Source organism: Ruegeria sp. AB11 (genome assembly GCF_056536325.1).
In genome coordinates this window covers 3,888,854-3,913,463 of the sequence record NZ_JBQFJO010000001.1, presented here as the reverse complement: position 1 = coordinate 3,913,463, position 24,610 = coordinate 3,888,854, and the positions used below count along the sequence as shown (strand labels likewise).

Here is a 24,610-nt window from a genome sequence, read left to right as displayed (position 1 = left end):
CGGGATGCCAATCTTTGCCGGGCTAGGGCTGACGTCGCTGATCATAATGATGCTGACAGAAGGCAACGTGAACAGCGCGGCCGATACGGTTTTGCCAAACTGAACAACGGCCTTTTGACGGCCATACCGATGTTTGCCTTCATGGCGCACGTGATGATCCGTGCTGGCGTGGTTAGGATCTTTACGATGCAGCAAATGCGATAGTCGGCCATTTGCGTGGTGGTCTTGGGGTCGCCACGATCCCTCCTGCACCATTTTCGCAGCCATTTCCGGTTCGTCTGTTGCCACGGCGCTTACTATTGGTCTGACGGCCATCCCGCAGATGAAGCGCTTCAACTACAGCTCGAGTTATTCCTACGGTGTGATTGCAGCGGGCGGTACGCTCGGGATTTTAATCCCTCCTCTGACCTCTTATTCTCTATGCCATCGTAACCGAGGCCTCGATCGGAGCTCTTTCCTACCGGCTTGGTGCCCGGTATCATGATGGCTATCATTTTCGCGATTTGGGCGATGGTCAGCGCCGGGTTTGGGCGCAGTAGTTTCCCAACCATTTGCAGGCATGGGCGTCATCTGGGTATGAGGCAATCGATCTGGGCCTTGTTGATGCCACCGGTGGTATTGGGCGGATCTACCGGAATATTTACGGCCACTGAAGCCGCTTCTATTGGCTGCCTATATGCTCTGTTCATCAGCGTAGTGGTTTACCACTTTGGCCTGCACGACCTTGGGTGACCGCGTTTGAGACAGTGCGCACAACGGCGATGCTGTTCATGATCCTCGCTGCTGCGGCGCTGTTTGGTCACGCCGTAACCATCATTCGCCTGCCCATCGAGATCGTTGAACAAGTAACGGCAATCGGTCTCAGCCCCGCCATGTTTGTCGTAGCCGTAATGCTGCTCATTCTGCTGGGCATGTTCTTGAGACCATCTCGATCATCCTGATCACGACGCCAATCGTTTTTCCTGTCATGCTGGCACTGGGGATCGACCCGATATGGTACGGCATCCTGCTAATGATCAACCTCGAACTCGCGCTGATCACACCTCCTGTCGGGATGAACCTCTTCGTTATCAAAGGTATTGCGAAAGCCCCTTTGTCGGAGGTCATTCGCGGAGCCTTGCCCTATGCTGCGCTAATGCTACTGGGCCTGATCCTCGTCTTTGCAATCCCACCTTTGTCCACGTGGCTTCCCGAGGCGGCGGGGTTCGGCGGCTAAGAAACGCGTTTTGGAAACCCCTTGGGCACTACCCTCCCACGACTCAACAGAATAGGACCCTGTGGCTAGGGCTTATTTGAGACACTAACCGTATACGTTCTGGGTCAGAAATGCTTGATGTTTGGGTCGGAATTGAATGACGCGATTCACCGATTTATTGAGGTTTTGGCCGTCGATTGAGTCAAAGATCAGTGACGTTCCACAGTAATTTCCTCGAATTTTGATGAACCACACTAGGCTGCTAAAACCTTTGTGTTTTATGGCTGTAGTCTCACTAGTGTGTTTCATTGGATTTTATCCGATTACATTACTATACTTTCATTGAGTGGTATATTTTGTGGTATTTTTCATGGCTGCGCTCAGCGGGAAGCTGACAAAGAAGCTGGTAGAGAATCTCGGCCCGGGTCGGCATGGCGACGGTTCTGGCCTGTATCTCGTTGTCGATCCCTCGGGCGCACGGCGCTGGATTGTGCGCGTAACGGTCAAAGGTCAGAAGAACCGCAAGGGTGCTCCGCTGCGCACGGATTTTGGGTGGCGTTGATGTCGTCACCTGAACCAAGCCCGCGAAAGAGCTCTCGAATATCGACGCATGGCAAAGTCCGGACTGAACCCTCGCTTCAACGCCCAGCGCGAAATCCCAACCTTCGAAGAGCTCAGCCGACAGGTTCACATTGACCGCCTGCCCACATGGAAGAATGCAAAGCATGGCCAGCAATGGCTTAACACCTTGCGCGACTATGCGTTCCCCAAGATCGGCCGTATGCCAGTGGACAGCATCGATCAGCCCGAAGTGCTGATGTGCTTGTCTCCCATCTGGACCGAGAAACACGAAACCGCAAAGCGACTGTCTCAGCGGATCAAGACGGTGCTTGATGTGGCGAAGTCCAAGGGCTTCCGCTCGGGCGAGAATCCGGTGATTGCGATCCGCGAAGGAAAGGTGCTGCCCACCGTCAAAGCCAAGGTCCAGCACCATGACGCGATGCCTTGGCAGGAGGTGCCAGCGTTCTATGCCGAGTTGAAGACCCGCTCAGCCATGGCCGCCAAGGCGTTGCAGTTCACCATTCTGACCGCCTGCCGAACCTCTGAAGTGCTAGAGATGAAATGGCCCGAGGTCGATGTCGATGCGCGCCTGTGGACGATACCTGCGGAGCGCATGAAGGGCGGGCAGGTCCATCGTGTTCCTCTCACCGACGGAATGTTGGCCATTCTGAAGCCGCTGCGTGCGCTGGCCTCTGACTATGTGTTCGAGGGCAAAAGCGGCATCAGCCTTTGTCAAACATGTCCATGCTGATGCTGCTACGTCGGATGCGGCAGGATGGCGTCACCGTGCACGGTTTCCGCAGTTCGTTTCGGGATTGGGCGGCGGAAGCTGCAAACGCACCGCGCGAACTGGCAGAGGCGGCACTGGCCCATCAGGTTGGGTCTGATGTGGAGCGGGCTTATGCGCGCACGGATTTGTTGGAGCGGCGGCGAGAATTGATGTTGGGTTGGTCTTACTTTTTGCTCGATTGCGGAACAGAGATTGACGAGGAAAGATAATGTTTTCACCCGAAGGCTATACCCCAGTATCTCAGGTAGTGGATTCGCTGTTCGAAGAGATTCAAGACACCAAAAATTGGTTGAAGAACCTGGTCGAAGGTTCGTGGTCTGAAGTTGCAGATTGCGATCCAGATTTAATTGAGCATCGGGCTTTCAGGGCAAGAGTTTACTCCTTCGAAGAAGTCAAAAGGATGGCCCTAGGTGAAGTCATCCAAGAACGAAGCCTATATGCATGTCACCCGTCGGCCGGAGTGTGGAAGTTCGATTTTCCAAATTTTTTCGATAGGTTTGTAACGTATTGGCACTTGGCCAATTACGGCGAATTCTTGGGTGACTTTTTTGAGCGTGGTCTAGACTGGCCTTCCTACGTAACGCAAATTTCGAATTGCGTTGAGGATGGACAAGATCCATGGGCGGGAACATTTTGTACGCTCTCGAGAACGTCGCCCGATCTGTTTTATAATCCGCATACTTATGTCATTGACTTATCGGAGCTCCAATTGCTCCAATCGACTTTGCAATTCGAGTTTGAGCTGGAGAGCCATGGCTATCCATTCAGTGTTACCGAACTAGTACCATTCGAGGGCTGGGCATTGGCCTTTAAGGATCCAACGGAACCAGTGGAGACACTGTCGATTGCATTTAGGGAAAAGGCTGCGCGAATTATCTGCGATGCAGCTTTTGGCGAGGAAGCAGTCAACGAAATTTTCGAGAACCAACCCGAAAAATGGCAGAAGTTTTTAGGAATAAAGGACGCTCAAGTCCTTTCCGGGATTAAGTCTACTGTCGCCGATGAAACCAAAGCATACAAATTTTTGATTGAGTATTTGGACGATAAAGAAAAATCTGAAACAAAATCTGAGTTAAGGCAAGTTTGCCCGATCAAGCTAGGTGAGCGAGCATTTGAGAGGGTATGGGATAGGCTGCGTCAGACATATCCAGAGTTATCGCGACCCGGGCGCCGATCAAAATCTCAACGCCGTTTCGATACAGCAAATAATTCGTGACGCCTATTTAACTACTGCGGCATAATTCAAACAGATGCCATCGCAACTGATCCAAGAGGATTTCAACGATGGCAAACGTCTTCAATGACGACCGGGTCTATTTCCCAGAAGACCCTGAAATGCAATTGCTGGGAAACCGGGAAAAGCTGGCTCAATGGCGTCACCGCATGTGCGGTCCGGCCTTTATCCGCATCGGTCGGCGGATCGCCTATCATGGTGCCGATCTGAACACTTGGCTTGCGGCTCGGCGCACCGACCCCAACAACGAGGCTGCATAATGAAAAACCCCAACTCCAAGCGCGGAGATGGGGCTTTTCCAGTGACATCAACTGCCACCCTAGCAAGTCCAGTTGATGCCACAGGATGCCCCGCGCCGACAAGACAAAACGAGCGCCGGTACTACTGGTCGCCCCTGAGCCATTCGGTTGAACGGGTGATCGTGCGGAAAGGACGGATCGAGCATGGCTGATATGTGCTTTTCCGAGCCGAACAGTACGAGTCACGACAGGGGGCCAGACACTGGCCCTCTTTCCCAAACTGATTATCGGGAAACTGCTGAGAACTACAGCGGCGAACTCTTTCGCCATGATATCTACCGCGTCGCCGAATGTCGGGATGGCATCCAATGGCTGTTTCAGCGTCAGAGGCCCCAATTTCAGGCCGGGGGAGCGGCCTGGGACACGCTCGGGTACTGTGTGTCCAAATCTGGCCTAACCCGGCTCGTCCGGGCGCATATTGGCTGTGATATATATGAACTGGATTGTTTGCCCGAGCATTTCCAGCGGAGGTGTTGCGATGAGTAGGCGGCGGTCTCCCAAGGGCAAACGGTCGGATGAGGGCCAATATGTCCCTATGCCCTACGCAATGATCAAATCCCCGGCATGGCGTGCGTTGTCCGGACCTGCAGTGAAGCTCTGGCTGGAGCTTCACACCCGCTTCAATGGCAGCAACAACGGCAAGGTGTTTTTGTCGATGAACGAAGCGGCAGAGATACTGGGATTAGGCAAGGCCACGGTTCAGCGGGCTTTCGAGGATCTGCAGGACAAAGGCTTCCTTGTGCTGGAGCGGGAAGGCAACTGGTATCACCGTCGTGCCCACGAATGGCGGTTGACGACCAAGGCGACGCAGACCCGGTCCGGCATGAAAACCGCCACCAACGACTGGCGGTTCCGGCAGCCCCAAAAAACAAAACGCGGTTCTGAGACGGACCCGTCAGCATCCTCAGTGGTTCCGTTTGAAAACCCAAAGACCTCCCATGGTTCCAAATCAGAACCCGTCAGGCCGATTTCGCGTCGGTCCTTCGGTTCTGAAACGGAACACTAATACTAACCACTCCCTGTTACGCGAGGCGGGCATGAGCAAGACACAGAATGACAGTGGCAACGATCTGCAGACAAAGAACTCCGAACTTACTGAGGCAGAAGTCAATGCGATTGCTGACCTAAGGGCACGAAAGAGATCACGTGTCCGAGCGCCGGATATCAAGCTGGACCTCGAGGAGGAAACGCGAAGGCTCACAGTCGGCCACAAAGAGAAAGACCCAAACGCAGCCTGTGCTTTGGCAATGCATGAGCTAGGCACAGCAGACTACCGGTTCTTCGAAGGCGTCATGGATCAAGTCGCAACCCTCGGGAAACAGGATAGCTCTGTTTCCGAGACCGCATCGAACTTCGTGATGTCGGTTGTTGCCGGGGTTGGGCCGCAAGACGAGATCGAAGCCATGCTTGCGATCCAAATGGGTGCAATTCATCAGGCGACGATGACGATGGCGCGTAGGCTCAATCACGTAAAATCTCTTCCACAGCAAGATTCAGCGGAGCGGGCGCTCAACAAACTTGCGCGGACTTTCACGAGCCAGGTTGAAACCCTGAAACGGTATCGCTCCAAGGCAGATCAGACCGTCCGCGTCGAACGCGTCGAGGTCAAAGAAGGTGGCCAGGCCATTGTCGGCAACGTTCAAAACGGGGGGCGGTCCAATGATAAAAAGTGACGACAACCTCATGGACCCCACCGAACGGCTCAGGAATGCGCCCAGATGCACCGCCACGGCGAAGTCTACCGGCCAACGCTGCAACGCGCCTGCAGTTCAAGGTTGGAGTGTGTGCCGCATGCATGGGGCTAGAGGTGGGCATGCTGCGGGATCAAGCCATCCGTCTTGGAAGCATGGGGGGCGGTCGAGAGAAACCGAGGAAATGCGCAAGACGATCAATGAACTTATCCGCGCCAATAGGGAATTGCAGAAAGTGGTCCTCTGACACGGCACCGATCCGCATCAGGCAAAGGAGTCGTTCGAGCAAAGTGTTTGGATGGCCGCTTCGAGCCCAAAGCGGGCTGTCCCGTAGATCATCCGAACTACTGCTTACGCAAATACATCATTTTTTGAAATGTTATTTATATATATTCATTATTTTTTTTATTGATTGTGGGCCGTCATATCTGTCTCAGCCGGACCAAATCGGTTCGCACGAAACAACACATCGGAGACAGATCATGAAAATCATCGTCGTAGGTTCAACCGGAACACTTGGCACCGCCGTCACCGATGATCTCGAGAAAGATCATGAGGTCGTGAAAGTGGGCTTCTCGGAAGGCGACGTTCAGGTGGACATCGCCGATATCGCATCGATCAGGGCGATGTTCGAACAGATTGGCCCGTTCGACGCTTTGGTTTCAGCCACCGGCGCAGTTCATTTCGGCCCGCTAGGAGATATCACGCAGGATGAATGGCAGCTTGGGCTCAACAACAAGCTCATGGGCCAAATCAACCTGGTGATGGAGGGCGCTAAACACATCAGTGATGGTGGGTCATTCACCCTCACCGCAGGTATCATCAGCAAGGATCCGATCCGTTATGGCGCAGCGGCCACGACTGTGTGCAGTGCGCTGGAAGGATTTGCAGCTTCGGCGGCGTTGGAGTTGCCGCGCGGCATTCGCGTCAACGTCGTAAGCCCAACAATCCTCGAAGAATCGGTCCATCTATTCGGTGCCGCCTTCGCCGGTTTCGAACCTGTTCCCGCAGCCGTTGCGGCCAAAGCATTCCGCAAAAGCGTGGAAGGCGCAAAGAACGGTGAAACCCTTTATGTGCAAGGACGGACCTGAGGTCTGGTCATGCGCATATCCCAATCGAAACCAGACTGCCAAATCCGGGCCTCTATCGGGCTCGGATCCAAACCAAATGATGGAGTATTCCCCATGCATTTCATACCCGTCAAATACACCCAATACACCTTCTACTTCTTCATGGCGCTGCTCATGTCAGGTTTGATGTCGCTGATTGTCACAACCATCAACCTTGGCTTGGTTCCCGGGCTGCTCCAGGCCTGGCTGAATGCCTGGATTGTTGGCTTTGTGGCGGCCCTTCCCGCGATCATGATCGTTACGCCAGCCGTAAAGAAGATCGTGGGCCAGCTTGTTTTGGAGAGCGATTAAACAACCTCACCAAGTTCAGCCGTTCACGACGGTGCCATCAGGCTCTTGAGAACGCTCCGCAGCCAAATGTTTCCTTGATCCCGGTCAACCCGTTTGTGCCAGAACATGCTGAGTATCGGACCCGGGACAGGAATTGGAGTCGGGCGCGCCACGAGCGCGCCTGACTCAACCAAAGACTTCACGTTTACCGAAGGCAGAACACCTACGAGATTGCTTTGCGACAGCACTTCGTGGCACTCGCGAAATTGTTGATTGTCATGGCGACCTTGCGTTGCAAACCATGCTCGGCAAGGACCATATCGGTATAGCCAAGTGCGTCTCCTGAAAGCGATACCAGCAAGTGATCTGCCCCTACAAAACGCTCAAGCGTGAGCGCGCCTTTCGCAAGAACATGGTCGGGGTGCATGACGCAAACATAGTCGAGCTCAAGCAAGAACTCACTTGTGTCCATCGGCGGCATAAGATCGTTCGCGCCAATCAGGACGTCCACCGTCGCACTGGCAAGTACGCTTTCGCCATTGGCAATAGTGTACGGCACTGTTTGCACAGCGACCCCCGGCGCATCTTGTTCGAGACGCTGGCGCAGGTCAGCCCAAGCCATATCTACCATCAGGTCTGTCGCAGCGATGCGGAACACCCGATGTGATGTGGCAGGATCAAATCCCTTTGGATTGATGGCGTCGTCGATCTCTTCCAATGGCTGTTGCACCTTTGCCCAGAGGTTCTGGGCAAAGAGAGTGGGCCTGATGTTTCGGCCATCCTTGATGAAGAGATCGTCCTTCCAGATCGTGCGCATCCGCCCTACGGCATTTGAGACTGCCGGTTGGGTAATGTTCAGCCTATCCGCCGCGCGCGTAATGGAGCCCTCAGTCATTATGGCATCAAAAATTACGAGAAGACTGAGGTCTTGGCTACGCAAGGCGAACTCCCTAACTCCGATGATACTATTTGCATGTGCTAGGAAAGGCCATCACACGGCATACCACAAATCAACTCGTCCTCGTTAACAGGCAGAACGAAAGCCGACATTGCAATGGACTCTGATAACGACCGCTTAGTCTATGGTTTGTGGCTGCTGTCAGCGCGAGCTGCAGCGGCGACAAATCCGACAAGGAGGAAAGCGCGGGCTGTTTTGGAGCTATGGGGATTGTGGGCTACAGCTGGGATGCCGAATGTTTAGAGTGAACGGCTGCTTGACGACGGGCGGTGTATGAGAGCCTTTTTTCCCGATACTGCCTGATTGGATGGCCTCTCGCCATGAGGTTGCGGGCCTGATGGCGCGCATGATTTGGAGAGGTGGCCGCACTGAATGGTCCGGTGCCTTTTCGTTGCGAGGCCGATTGGGTTGGGCTGTTCATGCGGCATCCTCCCATGGTGGTGCCCGGGATTTGGGTGCTTGGCCGCGCAGGAAGACCTCGATAACGATCATGGTACTGCCGCATTTTGGGCAAGACTGGTGCGCGGGTCGATCATCGCATTCGGCGCTGGTTACCTCATCCGGTGTTTGATCGGGCTTTGGCTCTGCATTCAGCAAACGCCTGATCTTCGCGATCCTGTTGCGACGAATGCCGTTAGCCAGAAAGCCCGAGTTTCTGATGCGGTGGAAGCCGAATGGCAGAACGTGGATCAGGAAGCGGCGGATGAACTCGTCCGTTGGCAAGCGCATGACCTTCATCCTGTCTCCGCGTTTGATGCGATAGTCGTTCCACCGGAAGACCACGGTGCCCGCGTCGGCACTGACCAGACGATGGTTGGAGATCGCCACGCGGTGGGTATAACGGCTTAGATAGGCCAGCACCGCTTCCGGCCCGCCGAAGGGCGACGACCCAATCGGTTTTGCGCAGCGGCGCGAGATGGGCAGCGAAGGTATCCGGGTCTGCCAATCCCACCAGATTACCGAAGAAGCGCAGCTTACCTGCCTTATGCAATCTGACCAGCCCATCGAGGAACAAGCGCCGAAACAGCCTCGACAGGACATTCACCGGCAGAAAGAACCCCGGACGGCAACCGATCCAGGAGGTGCCATCCGGCGACAGCCCGCCCCGGCACGATGACATGCACGTGCGGATGATGGGTCATCGCTGATCCCCATGTGTGCAGCACCGATGTCATGCCGATCCGAGCGCCCAGATGTTTGGTGTCAGCAGCGATGGTCAGGAGCGTCTGCGCGGATGTCTTGAACAGCAGACCGTAGACCGCTGCCTTGTTCTGATATGCGATGTCGGCGATCTGGGATGGCAGGTGAAGACCACGTGGAAGTACTCGGCCGGTAGCAGATCTTCCATCCGTGCCTGCATCCAGTCCTGTGCTGCGTTGCCCTGACACTTCGGACAGTGTCGATTGCGACAGGAGTTATAGGCGATGTGGTGATGATCACACTTTGTGCAGGCCGCAACGTGCCCGCCGAGCGCGGCGGTCCGGCAATTCTCGATGGCAGACATTGTCTAGCCCCCGTGTTCTGGGCCATCTCGGACTAGAGTTTCGGGGACTGGTGGGCGCATGTTGAGGGCCTGATGCGGTCGGGTGTGGTTGTATTGCCTGAGCCAGCAATTGATCACGATCTGTGCCTGCTTGGTCGTTGTGAACCATTCGGAATTGAGAACCTCGCGGCGGAGCGTTCCATTGAACCTCTCGTTGTATCCGTTCTCCGGAGAGCCCGGGTAGATCCGGATCGGGTTCACACCGACCTTCTCGAGCCAACTCTGGGTTGCCCGTGAAGAGAACTCTGGGCCGTTATCGCTTCGAACGAAATCAGGCTTTCTGTGGCGCAGGAACAGCCCGTAGAGAACCTCCAGCACATCTTCAGAACCCATGCGGGTCCGAACTTCCACTGCGAGCGCCTGGCGGGTGTATTCATCCAAAACCGTGAGCATCTTGTAGCTCCGCCCATTGCTCAGCTTGTCGTGAACGAAATCGACGCTCCAGACATGGTTAGGATGCGTCGGTCGGAGTCGAATGATCGAGCTGTCCTTGTGGTACAGGCGACGCTTCTTCTTGTGCCGCTGCGGGAGTTGCAGACCTTCCTCCCGCCACAGCCGTTCTACCTTCTTGTGATTGACACGCCAGCCCTCGACCCGAAGTAGCTGCGCCACCTTACGGTAGCCATACCGGCCATAGCTCTTGGCCAGACGGATCATGGCCAGTCGAAGAGCATCATCGTTCTTCTCTACGGCCCGGTATTGCATGGAGCTGCGTGCAAGGCCGACCACCTTGCAGGTGCGACGCTCTGATGTGCCGAGCTTCTGGCGAGCATGAATGACGGCCTGACGAAGTTGGCTCGTCGTCAGGCCCTCGGTTTTAGGTAGTTCAGACTTTCTTTGAGGATCAGCTTGTCCAGTTCCAGTTCGGCCACGATCTTCTTCAGCCGGGTATTTTCTCCAGGCTGCGCAACTCCGACAGTTGCGACTTGCCCATGCCACCGAACCGACGCCGCCAATTGTAGTAGGTCGCATCGCTGACACCGACACCACGACAGGCTGTCCGAACATCGTCGCCATCTGCCAGCTTCAGTTCAATCTCACGCAGCAGCTTCAGAATATCTTCGTCCGAGTATCGCTTCCGAGCCATCCCTTGTTCCCCTTCTCGGCCAAAGTAGTGGCCCAAGTTTAGGGGGCAAAGACAGGCTCACCACCCGATTTTTTGGACGTTCCGCCGCTGCCCTTATGCGATAAGGGCTCGCCTTGCGCTGTTGAGTTCAGGTGTCAGAGTCGAATTGCGTGAAATTCTCTTACGGGACAAACCAGCGACTTTCTTGCAGACTTCCCCTTCCGGAACAGTGCCGGCGCTTCGCCTGCCAGACCGAGTTTTAGACGAAAGCCTGGAAATCATGATCTGGGCGCTCCAACAAAATGATCCGCAGCGGCTATTGGAAATGCCTCAGGCAGGTTGGCACCTGATCGAGGTAAATGATGGACCATTCAAGGCAGCATTGGATCACACAAAATACGCTACGAGATACCCAGATCTGGACCCCAAAGTGGAGCGAAATAAAGCTGCAAGCTACTTACACAACCTCGACGAACGGTTAGCCGGACGGTCATGGCTGTTCGGAAGTCGTCCCACCATTGCCGATCTGGCGCTTCTGCCATTTGTTCGGCAATTTGCCCATATAGATCGGATGTGGTTTGACGGGCAGGAGTGGCTGAATTTAACATCGTGGCTAAATCGCTTTTTAGAATGCGAAGCCTTTTGCAGGTTATGAACAAGTACTCACCGTGGTCAGAAGGCGATGCTCCGACTTGGTTCAACAGCTGAGCCCAGCATGGCGCGTGCGGCCCATTGCAGACACTCGGCCTTACTTCTTGATGCTGCGGTTGCGGCACGCAAAGCGGACATTCAGCGCTTAAGCAAGCATTCGCGCATTCCAGGCTCAGTATGCCACGTTGGGCCAGATAGCGGTGCATCGCAATGTCGCCCCGATCCACTTGGCACGGCAACTCGATCGCGCGGAGGTTTCGCCCATTTTTTGTGATGGCAGTCTGGTGCGTGTCTATGACAGGGAGGCCGTATTGCCGGATGGAAATTGGCATTCCAAATCCGCCACTGATTACCAGGCGCAGGGAGATGGCAAATGAACAGGCTGGCACTCACTTTGCGCCCGGCCGCGCTGGAAACTCCCACATCCTTTCTGTCACGATTGGCCGCGCGCAACGGATGTCCGGATAAGGTTTCCTTTTGTTACGATCTCGGGTTGGATCTCATCGCAATCTCAAATGGAGAACGGAGTGCCATAGAGGACCTTTGTCACTTCGCGGGTCTGCCGAACGATGCGTTTGCCAAAACGGCTGTAATCAAAACGACGAAGATGAGTTGCCGCGTTGGCCAAGAGCTTTTCGAGAACCTAACGCTGAATCGTGTAGAAATTCGAGTCTGTCCAAAGTGTCAGTTGGAGCAGCATCAGTTGTCGTCGGATCTATGGGCTAAAGTCCATAAAATGCACTGGCAAGTTCCCCAGATCCATTCTTGCTATCTACACAACGAAAACTGCTAACGATAACAGCCAAAAGCCATCACATCCTGCGCTTTGATTCGAGTTCGGCAATTAGAAGTGCTTGGAATGAAATCAGAAATGCAGACAGTCCACTAACAGCTGATAGTTTCGACAACTAACTTTCCAATAGATTTCTTGGAAGCAAAGTGAATTCCTTGAGTGATCAGTTCAGTATTCCATTGCTTTGGAGAATATCTGAGGCGCTCGGTATTACTGCAGTCTATGGGAGGTCGCAAAGGCGATCTAATCTTAGCTTCATAGAAAAGCGTAAAGCGGTTCTGAAAGGATTTGAACTACTACAGATTGGCGAAGACGCAATATTCGAAGCATTGGCTCAGGCAGTCCAGACACCTGCTCGCAGAAGCGCTTACGTGTTGTGGCCGCATTTCGGAGAACTTCAGGATCTACTTCATCGCAATCTTGACTATTGTGAAGGCTTGGAAGTGTTTCGAACAATATTGCGCAGCTTCATTCTCGAGCGCTAATATAAAACCCTTACTGCGACGTTCGCGGTTTTTTTGCGACGCCGACAAACACTCAATGGTTGTGAAACTGCCAAAGAATGCATCTATGGGTACTGGATGCCTTCATTGGCGCTGCGCCTTCTAAGGGCCAAGGGCTCATAGCGGTCTATCTTAATAAGTAAGTTAGAATGCTTGGACTTCCCGGGAAATACTCTCGGAGCATTGTGTGCGTCGGCAAAGCGATATCAACGCAAGAATAGCTTCGCAGCACACCCCAATTACTCGAGATAGGTTTTGAACCATTCAATTGTGCGGTCCCAGGCCAGGTTTGCCATCTCCTCGTCATAGCGTGGCGTGCTGTCATTATGAAAACCGTGGTTGGCGTTTTCGTAGATGTAGGCCTCGTAAACCTTGTCGTTGGCCTGCAGGGCGGCCTCAAAATCTGGCCAGCCCGCGTTGATGCGATCGTCAAGCTCACCCATCTGAACAAGCAACGGCGCCTGAATTTTGGCCACATCCTCAACTGCTGGCTGGCGCCCGTAGAACGGGACACCAGCGGCCAGTTCGGGATAGGCCACAGCAATTGCGCTGACCACACCGCCGCCGTAGCAGAAACCAACAGCGCCGACCTTTCCAGTGCAATCATCTCGGTTCAATAGATATTCAAATCCATTGAAGAAATCGTTCATCAATTCGACCCGGTCCACTGTCTTTTGCAGCTCGCGCCCATCCGCGTCGTTGCCTGGGTACCCTCCCACTGACGTCAGACCGTCGGGGGCCAGTGCCATAAACCCGGCCTTCGCCAATCGGCGCGCCACATCTTCGATGTAGGGGTTAAGGCCGCGGTTTTCGTGGATTACCAATACCGCGGGCAGGGGCTCTTCAACGCCGGCGGGTCGGACAAGGTAGCCGCGAACATCACCGGTTCCATTCGGTGAAGGGTAGGTGATGTAGTCCGCGTGGATATCGGGATCGTTGAACGACACTTGCTGAGCCATCGCGTAGTTCGGGCTGAGCATGTTTAGCAGCGCGACCGCTGTCACGCCGCCGACCGTGAACTTGCCTGCGCGGTCCAGGAATTGGCGCTTGGTGATCTTGCCGTGCGCGTAAAAGTCATACAGGTCCAGAAGTTCCTGGTCGAAGTCTTTTGCCGTCATGCGAGTCATTGTGGATCTCCTGATGAGTTTGGCAGTCTGAAGGGTGGGTAGTATCCGATCTGAAGGTCTTGATTTGATTGAGCGTCTGGATGGGCTTCCTAAGATACCGCCGGTGAAAGTTCCTTGTTCGCGTACCGTTCGCGCAGCACGTTCTTTTGAACTTTTCCCATAGTGTTGCGCGGCAACTCCTGGACGAGTTCGTAGCGGCGAGGATGTTTGAATCGCGACAGTTTGTTTCTGATGATCGACTCGATCTGTTCCACCTGAAGCTGTGCTCCAGGCTCGGCAACCAAAGCAGCAATAATTGCTTCTCCAAATTCGTTGTCGGGAACCCCGAAGACCGCCGATTCCTGAACGCCATCGACATCGTTCAAAACGTCTTCAATTTCTTTGGGGTAGACGTTGTAACCACCAGTGATGATCAGGTCTTTTGACCGACCTACAATCGACAGGTAGCCATCCTCGCTGTATTGGCCCAGATCTCCGGTGATGAAAAATCCATTTTCTCGAAGCTCTTCAGCCGTTTTTTTGGGCATTTGCCAATAGCCCTGAAAAACATTGGGGCCACGCACTTCGATCATTCCGACCTCGCCCTGGGGCAGAGGTTCTCCAGTTTCAGGGTTGGTTACGATCACCTCGGTGCCGGGTAGAGGCATACCAACAGTTCCCGCGCGCCGCTCACCGCTATAAGGGTTAGAGGTGTTCATGTTCGTCTCGGTCATACCGTAGCGCTCAAGGATGCGGTGGCCGGTGCGCGTTTCGAACGCCACATGGGTTTCTGCCAGCAACGGGGCTGAGCCGGAAACAAACAGACGCATGTTCTCTGTGATCTCATCGGTGAAACCGTCATCCGCCAGCAATCGGGTATAGAAAGTGGGGACTCCCATTAGAAGGGTCGAGTGGGGCAATTCCTCCAAGATCATACCAGTGTCGAATTTTTTCATCAGCCGCACTTTGGAACCGGCGAGTAGTGATGTGTTCATCGCCACGAAAAGCCCGTGCGTGTGAAATATGGGCAACGCGTGAATCAAGCGATCAGCGTCAGTGATACCCCACAAATCCACAAGCGCTTGGGCATTGGACAGCAGGTTTCGGTGGCTGAGCATCGCGCCCTTGGACCGGCCCGTGGTACCTGATGTGTAAAGAAGCGCCGCGAGGTCGTCCGGCGCGCGATCTACGGTTTCGAATACACAAGGCTGTGCGTCCGCTTCGCGGCTCAAGCTTGGATTTTCGCCACCCAAGGTCAGCAGCTTTGCACCAGACCGGGTCGCCAATTGTTCGAATTCAACTTTGTCGTGGCTGTCGCAAACGATTAACGCAGGTTGCGCATCAGAGATGAAATAGTCCAACTCTGCCTGGTATAGGCAGTGTTTAGTGGCAGGTAGACAGCACCTGCCTGAACCGAAGCGGCATACAGCGCAATCGTGTCGGCCTGCTTGGGCGCTTGCACAACGATGCGACCGCCGGGGAAACTCCGCTGTTCTGCAAGACATGCGCGATTTGCGCGGTGCGCTGCAGAAACGCATCATAAGCGACCACCCATTATCGAGTTGCAGGAATGGAGCCGTGTTGCCCTCGTGGCGGGCAAACAAACTGTCGTAAAGTGTATTAGTCACGCTGTATTTTCCTAGGCTTTACCGCAAGCGTCGCAGTTGAAGCCGCGCGAATTGAACGCGAGGCTTGGATCGTGGCACGTGTCGCGAATTCTTCGTGGTAACGTTCTGTTTTGTTCAAATCGTAAAGGTAGTTGGCCATCGCACCCGGACTGGGCGCGTCCGTTTGGCGACTGATCTGCCTGGGCATGCAGTTCATGAAGCTCGGCACCATTTCCCAAGTGAAAGCGCGCCACAGGGTCAAGCGGCATTCCATCTTCGCGCTTGGCGAACATCAAGTACCGGGCGGCCATCGCGCGCACGTCCTGCGGTGTTGCTGTTTCTGCAAGCACGGCCTCGGCGGCATGCCCGTGTTCCGGGTTGTTTGTTTCACCAGACAGCCACCGGTTTAACCCAGGTATCGGCGACAATGTCACAAAGGTATCAAGCCCAGGAAGCTCCCGCGAAAGCTCGGTCACAACCTGCTTTATCAATAGATTCCCAAAGCTGATGCCCGCCAAACCCTTTTGGCAGTTTGAAATGGAATAGAACGCCGCGACCTTTGCCTGCTCGGTTTCGATCGGTTCTCGTGCTTCGGATAGAAGCGTATCTATTGCATTCGGGATTTCAGCGGTCAGAGCGACCTCAACAAAAATCAGTGGCTCATCTGGCATCGAGGGGTGGAAGAACGCAAAACATCGACGGTCCGGTGGGAAGAGCCGTCGCCGTAAGTCGTCCAGATCGTTGATCTGGTGCACCGCTTCATAGGCGACGATCTTATCCAGAACGCGGGCAGGGGTGTCCCAGCTGATTTGCTTGAGGACAAGAAAGCCTCGGTTGAACCAGCTGCGCAATAAATGGACGAAATCGATATCCGTTCGCTTGAGTTCCGGTTTGGATTTGAGAAAGCGCAGCAGATCAACGCGCATGGCTACAAGTTCCTGTGTCGCACCAGACGGCTGGTTCAGCCGTCGCAATAACTCTTGCCGCCGTGGCTCTGAAACTTCACTAAGCCTTTGATAAAGTTTGACACTTTGGTCGCTGGCGTAGAGGCGGGCTGCTTCAGAAAGCTGATTTGGGTCCAACTCAAGTTGGTCATTCAAATAGACAAAAAAGTCTAGTTTCTCCGCATCATTCAGAGTGTGGTAGCGCTCAAGGATCGTAGACGCGAGCGTGAATCCTGAAACTTCACCTTCCGCAGATAAAGCGCCTCACATAGTTCAGAAATGGACCGTTTGTCATCCTTGCCACGCCTTTTGTCGGGACGGTCCAGCAATTGGTTTAGTAGATCACCCAGAAACCAATTCTGCTGCATTTCAGGGCTCCATCTGGCTGCTAAGGTACTCACCTGTTCGGCGGTAGTGATCGATTAGGTGCCGAGTTGCGCCGTCTGCGTCGTGATTTAATGCGGCGTCCAAGATTTGCTGATGTTCGGCGGCGATGTCTCGTTTTTTGTAACTCGCTCCGCCGGCCGCCAGATAGCGGTAGCGAATGTTCAGGTCGTAAAGCTGCGAGCAATACCGCAGTAGCAACGGCAGTTTCGAATTGTCCAACAAGGCCATATGAAACGCCTTGTGAGCGTCCTCAAAGTCTTGTGCCCCGTTCTGGCTGGCCTTTTTCATATGATGGTGACGCAAGACAAGCCGGTCTTCCCAGGCCGCATCCGCATTGGCGATGGAAGCGCGCAATGCGGTTTCCTCAAGGTTGCAGCGCAACAGAAGTATTTCCTCAAAGTTACACTTGCTGACTGGCGCTGCCCGAAATCCGCGCTGATCAATCCGCTCGACCAACATGTCCGAAGTCAAAAGGCTAAGCGCTTCTCGAACTGGACTAGCGCCAGTGTCCAAAAGCCCGCGAAGCTGTTCGATCTTGAGTTTTGACCCGGGGTAATTCGCCGGTCAGGATTAATTCGCGCAGCTTTCGATACGCTCCATGAGTGGCTGATGTCTCTTTGCCCTCAGTATCAAGCATGGCGTCCATATCCGACTGTTCCTATTTCGCGGCAAATACTCTTGAGTGCACTTAACTGAAGGCACTCGTTCCAGTCGATAGACCAACTGAAAGGTTCAGCGAGCCTTCGTTGATCAACCAGCGCCGAAGTACAAAACTACGTGCCCCACTTTTGTGCATCGGATCGTCTTCGGCCAGCTTCCGGGCGGATTCAAGGCTGTCGGCGCGATAGATGATCAGTCCCATCCCCTGCATATGCTCGCCGGTTTCATCCGACATGGGGCCTGCAAAAGCCAGCTGCCCCAAACGTTCCAGCTGCGTCTGATACGCCAAGTGATCAGGCAGTGACGCCTTTACATCACCCGGCGCTTTGGCTGGCGTGCTCAGCGCGACGTAAAGCTCCAAAGCAAGCGCACCGCGGCTTTTTGCTTCTGATTTGTAGTCTGCCCAAGCAACCATTTGCTGCCTCCTAAAATATCGATATTATTTGACATATGGCAAAATAGTCGGCAAAAATCAAGCGAACTGACATGGATGGTGAAAATGAAATACTGGTGGGAGAGACTTCGGAAGGCACAGCGGTTTTTGCTGTAGACGGTGAAAACGCAGTGAATCTAACGGCTTTGGACCCTGCCGTCGGTTCGGATTTGATGGGTTTGATAGCCAAGCCTGAACTGGCCGACTCACTTGCCAGCAAAATTGACGCGGCAGACAGTGTGCCCGTGTCTTCCATCACTCCGGCATTGCCCGTTGCTGCTCCCGGAACGATCATTTGCATGGGGTTGAACTACACGGACCACATCAAGGAAGGCGGGTATGACATCCCGGAATATCCGACGCTGTTCATGCGCGGGAAGAATTCGATCATGGCGGCAGGGCAACCTATGGTACGGCCTGCCTGTTCCCAGAAGCTCGACTACGAAGCCGAACTTATGCTGATCGTTGGAAAACGCGGCCGCCATATCTCGGAGCAGGACGCACTGGGCTATGTCTTTGGCTACACTGTATTCAACGATGGTTCGCTGCGGGACTATCAGCGTAAAACCGTTCAGTGGACGCCCGGCAAAAACTTTGATGATACGGGCGCGATTGGTCCATTTACCGTAACGCCGGATGAGTTGCCCGAAGGGGCATCAGGTCTGAAGATCGAAAGCCGTGTGGGTGACGAAATCCTGCAAAGCTCGAACACGGCCAATATGATCTGGGGTGTCCGTCAGGTCATCGCGACGATTTCGGAATATACCACTCTGGAGCCGGGGGATCTGATTGCGCTAGGTACGCCGCCTGGTGTCGGACACGCCAAAAAGCCCAATCCCCGTTGGTTGAAGCCCGGCGAAACCGTTGAGGTCGAGATTGAAGGCATCGGAATCTGCGCCAGCCCAATCATTGACGAAAAAGACGCCAAGTCCAAGGTGGCTGCAGCATGAGCGCACCAACCGGAGTAGAGCTGGAGGCACTTCGCGCCAAGGCGCAGCAAGATCACCGCGATCTGCGCAAGCGCATTCCACGCTTGTCGGATGACGCGATCGCCTTGATCCTGCGCGAATCCAGATCGCACTACGCGTGGACCAACAAGCCTGTTTCTGACGACATACTTGAAGAGATCTATGACATCACGATCAACGGCGCGACCAGCATGAATACGTTGCCCGCGCGCTTCATTTTCGTGAAAAGTCCCGAAGGGAAAGAGCGGCTTGCAAAGTCTTTGAAGCCGAAGAATGTGCCAAAGATGATGGATGCGCCGGTCACGGCGATCATTGCCTATGACATGGACTTCTGGAAGGAACTGCCCTTTCTTTTCCCGCACGAAGACCGTCGGCCATTGTTCGAAAACAAGCCCGACTACGTGGCAGACACGGCCTTTCGAAATGGCACGCTTCAGGGCGCTTACTTCATGATTGCGGCCCGGGCTGTCGGGTTGGACGTCGGCGCCATGTCAGGTTTTTCGAACAAGATCGTCGATGAGGAGTTCTTCGCCGGCACGACGCTCAAGTCCAATTTTCTTTGCAATCTGGGCTACGCGGACGAGACCGGATTGTTCCAGAAGCTTCCACGTTTTCCATTCGAAAAGGTTTGCTCTTATGCATGAGAAGGTGGCGCTGTGGCTATGAAAGTGAAACCCGTCGTGACTTACCGCACGACAGCTCAATGCCCCACTCATGCGCGGACTGAGATACCAATTCGCGATCTTGATATTGTTGTCGATGAACCCGTCGAACGCGGCGGGACAAATCTTGGTCCGTCTCCGACCGAAACCGCAATGGCAGCCCTGATCGCCTGTACGAATGTCATCGGGCACAAGAACGCACATCGGTTGGGGGTTGACCTCGGCACTGTGACAATCGACGCGAAATGCAGGCTGGATCGGCGCGGTGTCCTGATGGAAGAGGAGATTGATGTTCCGTTTCCGGAAATCGAACTCACCGTGAATTGTGAGACACCCGCCAGTCAGGAGGAGTTGACACTCGTGGGCGAGGAGACAGCCAAGTATTGCGCCATTGCAAAACTGTTCGAAGCGGCAGGCACTGACCTGACCGTCAACTGGGTCAAAACAAACAAATAAAGACAAAAGACCTAACTTTCTGGGAGGAGAGAAATGAAAAACTGGACCAAACGCAGCCTAGTGGGCGCTGCTCTGGCGGGCGCCATGGCGATGCCCCTCGCGGCAGAAGAGACCATCTCTGCTGTCGTAATTGATGGCTATCCCGACCGCGCGTTGTGGGTGAAAGAATTCACCAACTTCTTCATTCCAGAAGTGGACAAGCGGTTGGCCGATTCCGGCAACTACAAGATGAGCTGGCAAGAGAACTACGGCGGTTCGATCGTCAAGCCCAAGGGCGTTCTGGAAGGTATTCAGCTGGGCTTAGGGGACATTGGCATCGTTACCACAATCTTCCATTCTTCGAAGCTCCCCAGCCAAGGAATATCGGGCTCGACACCTTTTGTGGCATCGGATTCCCGCGCCGTCGCCAAGGCTGTTGATGAAATCGCTCGTGAATACCCGGCGATGCAAAACGAGTTCGCCGCACAGAACCAAGTTTATCTTGCTACCGGCGTTGTGCTCGACACCTATCAAATCTTCTGTACGGAACCTGTTTCTTCGGTTGCCGATCTTGAAGGCCGCAAAATCGCGGGAGCAGGCCTGAACCTGCGTTATCTTGAAGGGATCAAGGATGCCGCCGGTGTACGCGGGGGACTAACCGATTTCTACAACATGCTTCAAACCGGCCTCGTCGATTGCGGCATGCTTTGGCCCGAAGCCGCAAAGACGTTTAAGATCGCGGAAGTAGCGCCGTACATGCTCAAGGCTGATCTGGGAGCAGTGAATTCCAAGACCATCACCGTCAATGCCGACTACTGGGCTAGCCTCCCGGACGAAGTCAAAGAAGTGTTAAAGGCCGTCGCCATCGACTACCGTGACCATGTCGCCGGCATCGCGATGGACCGCGCCGCTGCTTCGCGGGATGCGTATGTAGAAGCGGGTGGAACAATCGTTGAGGTTTCGGACGAAGACCGTGCCGCTTGGGCAAACGCCATGCCGAATGTCGCGCAGGAATGGGCCGCGACGCTGAACGATAACGGCGAGCAGGGCACAGAGATGCTGGCCGCTTATCTCGGCAAGCTTCAGGATGCCGGATTCACCGGCGTGCGTGACTGGACGGCTGAATAACTGTCTGGCGATCCACGAAAGGGGCCTTTCATGCTGAAGACCGCAGTTGCTGGCTTGTCTCGGGTCGCCAATTCGCTTGCAATCGCTGCCAACGCTTTGGGTACTATCGTTGTCCTTGCGTTGGTGGTCATTCTGAATATTGACGTCATCGCGCGTGGCCTGTTTTCAGCCCCTCTGCGCGGGACCTACGAGATGGTCCAGTTTTCGGTCGTGATGATCGTTTTCTTGCAGTTGGCCGACGTCGTCAGAGTGGATCGGCTGACGCGCTCAGACGGGTTCCTGAACCTGCTGCACCATCGCCGCCCGGGTCTGACAGCCAGCCTGAGGCGCATCATCAACGCCATATCTGCCATCTTTATGGCTTTGATTGCGTATGTAACCTTCCCAGAATTTCTTCATATGTGGGAGACACAGGACTACTTCGGAGTACCCGGTCTTTTCACATTGCCATGGTGGCCGGTCAAACTGGTCATCGCGTGCGGTACTGCGCTTGCCTGCGTGATCTTCCTGCTTAAGGTCATCACGGCGCAGGACCGCCCGCAGCTTGTCCGCACCCCTGAACATGACGAGGCCGCAGAATGACGCCGATTGAGATTGGCCTGATCTCGGTCGTTGCCATCGTCTTTTTGATCTACGCAGGCGTCTACATTCCGATTGCTTTGGGCGTGGTCTCCTTCGTGTCGATCTGGCTGATGCGGGATAACTTCACGCTTGCGCTCAATCTGCTGAAGGTTGCGGTGGGCGACAGCGCGATGGAATACAGTTTCGCGACCATCCCGTTGTTTACCTTTATGGGGCTCATCGTTTCAAAAGCGGGACTAGGCAGGGACATTTACGAAGTCATGACCATGCGGTTCCGCAAGGTCAAAGGCGGTATCGGAATGGCGACCGTCGGAGCCAATGCCGTGTTTGCGGCCGTTACCGGGTCGTCCATTGCGTCCGCATCAGTGTTCACCAAGGTCTCGGTCCCGCAGATGATGGCGCAGGCATATAATCCACGGTTTGCGGTTGGGGTTGTGGCCGGGTCGTCGGTTTTGGGGATGATTATTCCGCCCTCGGCGATGCTGATCATCTATTCCTTTGTCGCCGAACAGTCCGTAGGGGACATGTTTCTGGCGGGAGTAATACCCGGTATCATGCTGGCGATAGCTTATGTGGGCGCGATCTGGTTGATGGGCCGCTTCACACCTGCATTTGTGGGTGGCCGGGTCGTCGAAGACACTGAATGGATGTCCGGGCGCGAGATCGCATCCAAGACCCTGCCCACATTGTTCATTATCACGGTAGTGCTCGGGGGCATTTACACAGGATGGCTAACCGCTGTCGAGGCGGGTGCCGCCGGGGCACTGGTTGCGCTCGTGATAGCAGTCGTGCGCAAGTCCATGACACCAAGAGCGTTCTGGGACGCGTTGCTGGAAACCGGTCACATTACAGCGGCGATTTTGTTCCTGATTACGGCAGCTTCGATTTACAGCCGCATGCTGGGACTGGCCGGGCTGCCCAATCAGTTGCAGGACTTGCTTGCGGGGAATTCAGCGTCCTTTTGGTCGATCATGCTGCTCTACGTCCTCTTGATGCTTTTTCTGGGCACATTACTCGATACAGCGTCCATCATTCTGATCGTTGTCCCGCTGTTTCTGCCCATGGCCGAAGCACTGGATATGTCGTTGATCTGGTTTGGCATTATCACTGTTGTCGGCGCCGAAATTGGACTTTTGACCCCGCCTTTGGGCATATCTTGCTTCGTCATCAAATCCACGATCAACGATGACCGCATATCGCTCAAGGATGTGTTCATGGGCGCACTTCCATTTGCGTTCGTGATGCTGATCGTTCTGTTCATTCTGATCGAATTCCCGATCCTCAGCCTTGCCCTGATTTAAGGAGGCCCAGATGCGCTCTGTCACCAAAGACAATATCACCGACGTGTTCATGGGATACCTGTCCAAGGACACCGATCCGCGGATGAGAGAAATCATGGGGTCTTTGGTCAAACACCTCCACGATTTCGCCCGAGAAACCAACCTGACGCATGACGAATGGCGCGCTGGGATTGCGTTTCTGGAGGGCTGCGCTGCGGTGGAAACTGAGGACAGGCATGAATTCGTGCTCGCCTCGGATGTGCTGGGCCTTTCGTCATTGGTGGACATGTTGCATTCAAGTTCTGATGCAACAAGCTCATCCGTGCTTGGCCCTTTCCATGTCTCTGGCGCGCCGCCTTTGCCATTCGGCGGGGATATGAAGCGCCACTACGGTGGACCTGTGCTGCTTGCTGAAGGCGTGATCCGGGATACAGATGGTAATCCGATTTCCGGTGCAGAGCTGGATATCTGGCAAACCGCACCGAATGGAATGTATGCAAGCCAGGACGAAGAACAGGACACCTATTCTTTTCACGGCCTGATGACTACCGGCGACGACGGTAAGTATGCATTCACGACCGTCAAGCCAGTTGAATACACGGTGCCGTCAGATGGGCCTGTCGGGGATATCCTGCGCGCCTGCGGCCGCCATCCCTGGCGACCTTCGCACCTGCACTATATCGTCAAAGCTCCTGGCTATCGTTCTTTGGTCACTGAGATATTCCCCGACGACGATCCTTATTTGGATCAGGATACAGTGTTTGGTGTTCGGGATGATCTGGTGATGACCTATGTTGAAAGGCCAGTTTCAGAATTTCCTGATGGCATGGAGCTTTCTGGTAAGATCACTGAACCTTTCTTGCACGTGAAGTTCGATGTGAAGCTTGCCAAAGTCTGAACGATATTGAGGAGGCTTGAGGTGCTGAAACATATCTTCATATTAGGTGCCGCGCTGATTTGCAGTAGTGCTATCGCAGAAGAGCGCCCGATCTTTGACGCGCATATTCATTACAGCCACGATGCCGTCAAACTGGTTCCTCCCGAACAGGTGGCCAAAATCCTTCGAGATGCGGGCGTTCGTAAAGCCCGGTCTCCAGCTCTGATGACAATGGTACTCAGCTGTTGTTGGCCGCGGCACCGGACATTGTTGTTCCGGCACTGCGCCCTTACCGGCGTCGCGGTGAAATCAACACCTGGATGCACGATGAAACCGTAATCGAGTATCTGGAAGCAAATCTGGCAATGAACAAGTACGAAGCCATCGGTGAGTTTCACGCTTACGGCGACGATATCAAAACGCCGGTCATCCAACGTATGATCGCACTAGCCAAAGAGCGGAACCTCATCCTGCATCACCATGGTGATCGAGAGGCAGTTGACCTGATCTTCGAAACCTGGCCGGAGGCTCGGGTCTTGTGGGCGCACTCTGGCTTTGATGATCCGGCGAGTGTTGTTGACGCGCTGGACACCTATCCAAGGCTTTGGGCCGACTTGGCATTTCGTTCGGACATGGCCTCACGAGGCCGTATTGACCCGGATTGGAAGGCGGCTTTCGAAGCCCATCCGGATCGTTTCATGGTCGGTACGGATACATTTGCGCCGGAACGTTGGTATTACGTAGGACCTCATGCCGATTTTTCGCGTGAATGGTTGGATTTGCTGCCGGACCAGATTGCGGACAACATCGCCTATGCCAATGCCGAACGTTTGCTGGCATCAGAATGATCCGCTGCG

Annotated in this window: 28 protein-coding genes and 3 pseudogenes; 22 read left to right on the top strand and 9 right to left on the bottom strand. The window is 54.4% G+C overall.

What is annotated here, in order from left to right; translation table 11 throughout:
- Positions 1-160: 160 nt before the first annotated feature.
- From ACR3EJ_RS19560 to ACR3EJ_RS19505, 12 genes and pseudogenes are all read left to right on the top strand, one after another.
- Complete coding sequence (locus tag ACR3EJ_RS19560; protein ID WP_480423301.1) at positions 161-484, top strand: TRAP transporter large permease subunit; 324 nt, start codon at positions 161-163, stop codon at positions 482-484.
- Positions 481-732 (top strand): TRAP transporter large permease subunit, encoded by a 252-nt coding sequence (locus ACR3EJ_RS19555; RefSeq protein ID WP_480423299.1) that lies wholly within the window; start codon positions 481-483, stop codon positions 730-732. The genes ACR3EJ_RS19560 and ACR3EJ_RS19555 overlap by 4 nt, the downstream gene beginning before the upstream one ends.
- A 29-nt stretch (positions 733-761) precedes the next feature.
- Positions 762-1,216: pseudogene (locus tag ACR3EJ_RS19550) on the top strand (TRAP transporter large permease subunit).
- 349 nt (positions 1,217-1,565) lie between these two features.
- Complete coding sequence (locus ACR3EJ_RS19545; RefSeq protein WP_480423297.1) at positions 1,566-1,757, top strand: Arm DNA-binding domain-containing protein; 192 nt, start codon at positions 1,566-1,568, stop codon at positions 1,755-1,757.
- A 48-nt stretch (positions 1,758-1,805) separates the two neighbouring features.
- The gene (locus tag ACR3EJ_RS19540; protein WP_480423295.1) at positions 1,806-2,507 is read left to right on the top strand and encodes a tyrosine-type recombinase/integrase; all 702 of its coding nucleotides are present in this window, start codon (positions 1,806-1,808) and stop codon (positions 2,505-2,507) included.
- Positions 2,495-2,755, top strand: a complete 261-nt coding sequence (locus ACR3EJ_RS19535) for a hypothetical protein (protein WP_480423294.1) — start codon at positions 2,495-2,497, stop codon at positions 2,753-2,755. The genes ACR3EJ_RS19540 and ACR3EJ_RS19535 overlap by 13 nt, the downstream gene beginning before the upstream one ends.
- Positions 2,755-3,762, top strand: a complete 1,008-nt coding sequence (locus ACR3EJ_RS19530) for a hypothetical protein (protein WP_170544217.1) — start codon at positions 2,755-2,757, stop codon at positions 3,760-3,762. The genes ACR3EJ_RS19535 and ACR3EJ_RS19530 overlap by 1 nt, the downstream gene beginning before the upstream one ends.
- A 68-nt stretch (positions 3,763-3,830) precedes the next feature.
- The gene (locus tag ACR3EJ_RS19525; RefSeq protein ID WP_170544215.1) at positions 3,831-4,040 is read left to right on the top strand and encodes a MerR family transcriptional regulator; all 210 of its coding nucleotides are present in this window, start codon (positions 3,831-3,833) and stop codon (positions 4,038-4,040) included.
- Between the two features lie 517 nt (positions 4,041-4,557).
- Positions 4,558-5,085, top strand: coding sequence for a helix-turn-helix domain-containing protein (locus ACR3EJ_RS19520; protein ID WP_170547596.1), 528 nt, complete (start codon positions 4,558-4,560; stop codon positions 5,083-5,085).
- 31 nt (positions 5,086-5,116) lie between these two features.
- Positions 5,117-5,752: a hypothetical protein gene (locus tag ACR3EJ_RS19515; RefSeq protein ID WP_170547598.1), complete on the top strand. Its 636-nt coding sequence runs from the start codon at positions 5,117-5,119 to the stop codon at positions 5,750-5,752.
- Positions 5,753-6,252: 500 nt separating this feature from the next.
- A complete protein-coding gene (locus tag ACR3EJ_RS19510; protein WP_170547612.1) occupies positions 6,253-6,861 on the top strand; it encodes a short chain dehydrogenase in 609 nt (202 codons plus the stop codon).
- Between the two features lie 93 nt (positions 6,862-6,954).
- On the top strand, positions 6,955-7,191 hold the full coding sequence (locus tag ACR3EJ_RS19505; RefSeq protein WP_480423292.1) for a DUF2798 domain-containing protein: 237 nt from the start codon (positions 6,955-6,957) through the stop codon (positions 7,189-7,191).
- 202 nt (positions 7,192-7,393) lie between these two features.
- On the opposite strand, the gene ACR3EJ_RS19500 is transcribed toward ACR3EJ_RS19505, so the two are convergent.
- The 4 genes and pseudogenes from ACR3EJ_RS19500 to ACR3EJ_RS19485 form a co-directional block, all read right to left on the bottom strand.
- Positions 7,394-8,110, bottom strand: coding sequence for a LysR family transcriptional regulator (locus ACR3EJ_RS19500; protein ID WP_480423291.1), 717 nt, complete (start codon positions 8,108-8,110; stop codon positions 7,394-7,396).
- 435 nt (positions 8,111-8,545) lie between these two features.
- Positions 8,546-9,632 (bottom strand): annotated as a pseudogene (locus ACR3EJ_RS19495) (IS91 family transposase); the annotation flags it as partial.
- 3 nt (positions 9,633-9,635) lie between these two features.
- Positions 9,636-10,643: an IS3 family transposase gene (locus tag ACR3EJ_RS19490; RefSeq protein ID WP_480423289.1), complete on the bottom strand. Its 1,008-nt coding sequence runs from the start codon at positions 10,641-10,643 to the stop codon at positions 9,636-9,638.
- Positions 10,552-10,758 (bottom strand): transposase, encoded by a 207-nt coding sequence (locus tag ACR3EJ_RS19485; protein ID WP_480423288.1) that lies wholly within the window; start codon positions 10,756-10,758, stop codon positions 10,552-10,554. Before ACR3EJ_RS19485 ends, ACR3EJ_RS19490 begins: the two co-directional genes overlap by 92 nt.
- Positions 10,759-10,825: 67 nt before the next feature.
- Between ACR3EJ_RS19485 and ACR3EJ_RS19480 the strand changes: the two genes are divergently transcribed.
- Both ACR3EJ_RS19480 and ACR3EJ_RS19475 read left to right on the top strand, forming a co-directional pair.
- Positions 10,826-11,392 carry a glutathione S-transferase gene (locus ACR3EJ_RS19480; protein ID WP_480423368.1) on the top strand — a complete coding sequence of 189 codons (567 nt, stop codon included), beginning with the start codon at positions 10,826-10,828 and terminating at the stop codon, positions 11,390-11,392.
- 369 nt (positions 11,393-11,761) lie between these two features.
- Positions 11,762-12,181, top strand: a complete 420-nt coding sequence (locus ACR3EJ_RS19475; RefSeq protein WP_480423287.1) for a TniQ family protein — start codon at positions 11,762-11,764, stop codon at positions 12,179-12,181.
- Positions 12,182-12,923: 742 nt separating this feature from the next.
- Here the strand turns inward: ACR3EJ_RS19475 and yghX are convergent.
- The 5 genes and pseudogenes from yghX to ACR3EJ_RS19450 form a co-directional block, all read right to left on the bottom strand.
- Positions 12,924-13,811 (bottom strand): YghX family hydrolase, encoded by an 888-nt coding sequence (yghX, locus tag ACR3EJ_RS19470; protein ID WP_170542692.1) that lies wholly within the window; start codon positions 13,809-13,811, stop codon positions 12,924-12,926.
- An 89-nt stretch (positions 13,812-13,900) separates the two neighbouring features.
- Positions 13,901-15,418: pseudogene (locus ACR3EJ_RS19465) on the bottom strand (malonate--CoA ligase).
- A gap of 11 nt (positions 15,419-15,429) precedes the next feature.
- Positions 15,430-16,479 (bottom strand): malonyl-CoA decarboxylase domain-containing protein, encoded by a 1,050-nt coding sequence (locus tag ACR3EJ_RS19460; protein WP_480423366.1) that lies wholly within the window; start codon positions 16,477-16,479, stop codon positions 15,430-15,432.
- Between the two features lie 231 nt (positions 16,480-16,710).
- Entirely contained in the window at positions 16,711-17,187 is a 477-nt protein-coding gene (locus ACR3EJ_RS19455) for a GntR family transcriptional regulator (RefSeq protein ID WP_480423364.1), read from the bottom strand.
- A gap of 229 nt (positions 17,188-17,416) precedes the next feature.
- The gene (locus tag ACR3EJ_RS19450) at positions 17,417-17,803 is read right to left on the bottom strand and encodes a YciI family protein (RefSeq protein WP_170475494.1); all 387 of its coding nucleotides are present in this window, start codon (positions 17,801-17,803) and stop codon (positions 17,417-17,419) included.
- Positions 17,804-17,874: 71 nt separating this feature from the next.
- Between ACR3EJ_RS19450 and ACR3EJ_RS19445 the strand changes: the two genes are divergently transcribed.
- From ACR3EJ_RS19445 to ACR3EJ_RS19410, 8 genes are all read left to right on the top strand, one after another.
- Positions 17,875-18,771 carry a fumarylacetoacetate hydrolase family protein gene (locus ACR3EJ_RS19445; RefSeq protein ID WP_480423285.1) on the top strand — a complete coding sequence of 299 codons (897 nt, stop codon included), beginning with the start codon at positions 17,875-17,877 and terminating at the stop codon, positions 18,769-18,771.
- Positions 18,768-19,433, top strand: coding sequence for a malonic semialdehyde reductase (locus ACR3EJ_RS19440; protein WP_170542700.1), 666 nt, complete (start codon positions 18,768-18,770; stop codon positions 19,431-19,433). Before ACR3EJ_RS19445 ends, ACR3EJ_RS19440 begins: the two co-directional genes overlap by 4 nt.
- Positions 19,434-19,451: 18 nt before the next feature.
- The gene (locus tag ACR3EJ_RS19435) at positions 19,452-19,907 is read left to right on the top strand and encodes an OsmC family protein (RefSeq protein ID WP_170542702.1); all 456 of its coding nucleotides are present in this window, start codon (positions 19,452-19,454) and stop codon (positions 19,905-19,907) included.
- Between the two features lie 33 nt (positions 19,908-19,940).
- Complete coding sequence (locus ACR3EJ_RS19430) at positions 19,941-21,014, top strand: C4-dicarboxylate TRAP transporter substrate-binding protein (protein WP_170542704.1); 1,074 nt, start codon at positions 19,941-19,943, stop codon at positions 21,012-21,014.
- A 30-nt stretch (positions 21,015-21,044) separates the two neighbouring features.
- Positions 21,045-21,596, top strand: a complete 552-nt coding sequence (locus tag ACR3EJ_RS19425; RefSeq protein ID WP_170542706.1) for a TRAP transporter small permease subunit — start codon at positions 21,045-21,047, stop codon at positions 21,594-21,596.
- Positions 21,593-22,897 (top strand): TRAP transporter large permease, encoded by a 1,305-nt coding sequence (locus tag ACR3EJ_RS19420; protein ID WP_010437378.1) that lies wholly within the window; start codon positions 21,593-21,595, stop codon positions 22,895-22,897. Before ACR3EJ_RS19425 ends, ACR3EJ_RS19420 begins: the two co-directional genes overlap by 4 nt.
- 10 nt (positions 22,898-22,907) lie before the next feature.
- Positions 22,908-23,774, top strand: coding sequence for a dioxygenase family protein (locus tag ACR3EJ_RS19415; protein ID WP_170475505.1), 867 nt, complete (start codon positions 22,908-22,910; stop codon positions 23,772-23,774).
- Between the two features lie 227 nt (positions 23,775-24,001).
- Positions 24,002-24,601 (top strand): amidohydrolase family protein, encoded by a 600-nt coding sequence (locus tag ACR3EJ_RS19410; RefSeq protein ID WP_480423283.1) that lies wholly within the window; start codon positions 24,002-24,004, stop codon positions 24,599-24,601.
- Positions 24,602-24,610: the final 9 nt, after the last annotated feature.

Excerpts from the sequence above, each read along its gene's own strand:
- ACR3EJ_RS19555 (WP_480423299.1), top strand. The coding sequence starts at position 481 with ATGATGGCTATCATTTTCGCGATTTGGGCGATGGTCAGCGCCGGGTTT.
- ACR3EJ_RS19545 (WP_480423297.1), top strand. The coding sequence starts at position 1,566 with ATGGCTGCGCTCAGCGGGAAGCTGACAAAGAAGCTGGTAGAGAATCTC.
- ACR3EJ_RS19540 (WP_480423295.1), top strand. The coding sequence starts at position 1,806 with ATGGCAAAGTCCGGACTGAACCCTCGCTTCAACGCCCAGCGCGAAATC.
- ACR3EJ_RS19535 (WP_480423294.1), top strand. The coding sequence starts at position 2,495 with ATGTCCATGCTGATGCTGCTACGTCGGATGCGGCAGGATGGCGTCACC.
- ACR3EJ_RS19530 (WP_170544217.1), top strand. The coding sequence starts at position 2,755 with ATGTTTTCACCCGAAGGCTATACCCCAGTATCTCAGGTAGTGGATTCG.
- ACR3EJ_RS19525 (WP_170544215.1), top strand. The coding sequence starts at position 3,831 with ATGGCAAACGTCTTCAATGACGACCGGGTCTATTTCCCAGAAGACCCT.
- ACR3EJ_RS19520 (WP_170547596.1), top strand. The coding sequence starts at position 4,558 with ATGAGTAGGCGGCGGTCTCCCAAGGGCAAACGGTCGGATGAGGGCCAA.
- ACR3EJ_RS19515 (WP_170547598.1), top strand. The coding sequence starts at position 5,117 with ATGAGCAAGACACAGAATGACAGTGGCAACGATCTGCAGACAAAGAAC.
- ACR3EJ_RS19510 (WP_170547612.1), top strand. The coding sequence starts at position 6,253 with ATGAAAATCATCGTCGTAGGTTCAACCGGAACACTTGGCACCGCCGTC.
- ACR3EJ_RS19505 (WP_480423292.1), top strand. The coding sequence starts at position 6,955 with ATGCATTTCATACCCGTCAAATACACCCAATACACCTTCTACTTCTTC.
- ACR3EJ_RS19490 (WP_480423289.1), bottom strand. The coding sequence starts at position 10,643 with ATGCGACCTACTACAATTGGCGGCGTCGGTTCGGTGGCATGGGCAAGT.
- ACR3EJ_RS19485 (WP_480423288.1), bottom strand. The coding sequence starts at position 10,758 with ATGGCTCGGAAGCGATACTCGGACGAAGATATTCTGAAGCTGCTGCGT.
- ACR3EJ_RS19475 (WP_480423287.1), top strand. The coding sequence starts at position 11,762 with ATGAACAGGCTGGCACTCACTTTGCGCCCGGCCGCGCTGGAAACTCCC.
- yghX (WP_170542692.1), bottom strand. The coding sequence starts at position 13,811 with ATGACTCGCATGACGGCAAAAGACTTCGACCAGGAACTTCTGGACCTG.
- ACR3EJ_RS19455 (WP_480423364.1), bottom strand. The coding sequence starts at position 17,187 with ATGTTGGTCGAGCGGATTGATCAGCGCGGATTTCGGGCAGCGCCAGTC.
- ACR3EJ_RS19450 (WP_170475494.1), bottom strand. The coding sequence starts at position 17,803 with ATGGTTGCTTGGGCAGACTACAAATCAGAAGCAAAAAGCCGCGGTGCG.
- ACR3EJ_RS19445 (WP_480423285.1), top strand. The coding sequence starts at position 17,875 with ATGGATGGTGAAAATGAAATACTGGTGGGAGAGACTTCGGAAGGCACA.
- ACR3EJ_RS19440 (WP_170542700.1), top strand. The coding sequence starts at position 18,768 with ATGAGCGCACCAACCGGAGTAGAGCTGGAGGCACTTCGCGCCAAGGCG.
- ACR3EJ_RS19435 (WP_170542702.1), top strand. The coding sequence starts at position 19,452 with ATGAAAGTGAAACCCGTCGTGACTTACCGCACGACAGCTCAATGCCCC.
- ACR3EJ_RS19430 (WP_170542704.1), top strand. The coding sequence starts at position 19,941 with ATGAAAAACTGGACCAAACGCAGCCTAGTGGGCGCTGCTCTGGCGGGC.
- ACR3EJ_RS19425 (WP_170542706.1), top strand. The coding sequence starts at position 21,045 with ATGCTGAAGACCGCAGTTGCTGGCTTGTCTCGGGTCGCCAATTCGCTT.
- ACR3EJ_RS19420 (WP_010437378.1), top strand. The coding sequence starts at position 21,593 with ATGACGCCGATTGAGATTGGCCTGATCTCGGTCGTTGCCATCGTCTTT.
- ACR3EJ_RS19415 (WP_170475505.1), top strand. The coding sequence starts at position 22,908 with ATGCGCTCTGTCACCAAAGACAATATCACCGACGTGTTCATGGGATAC.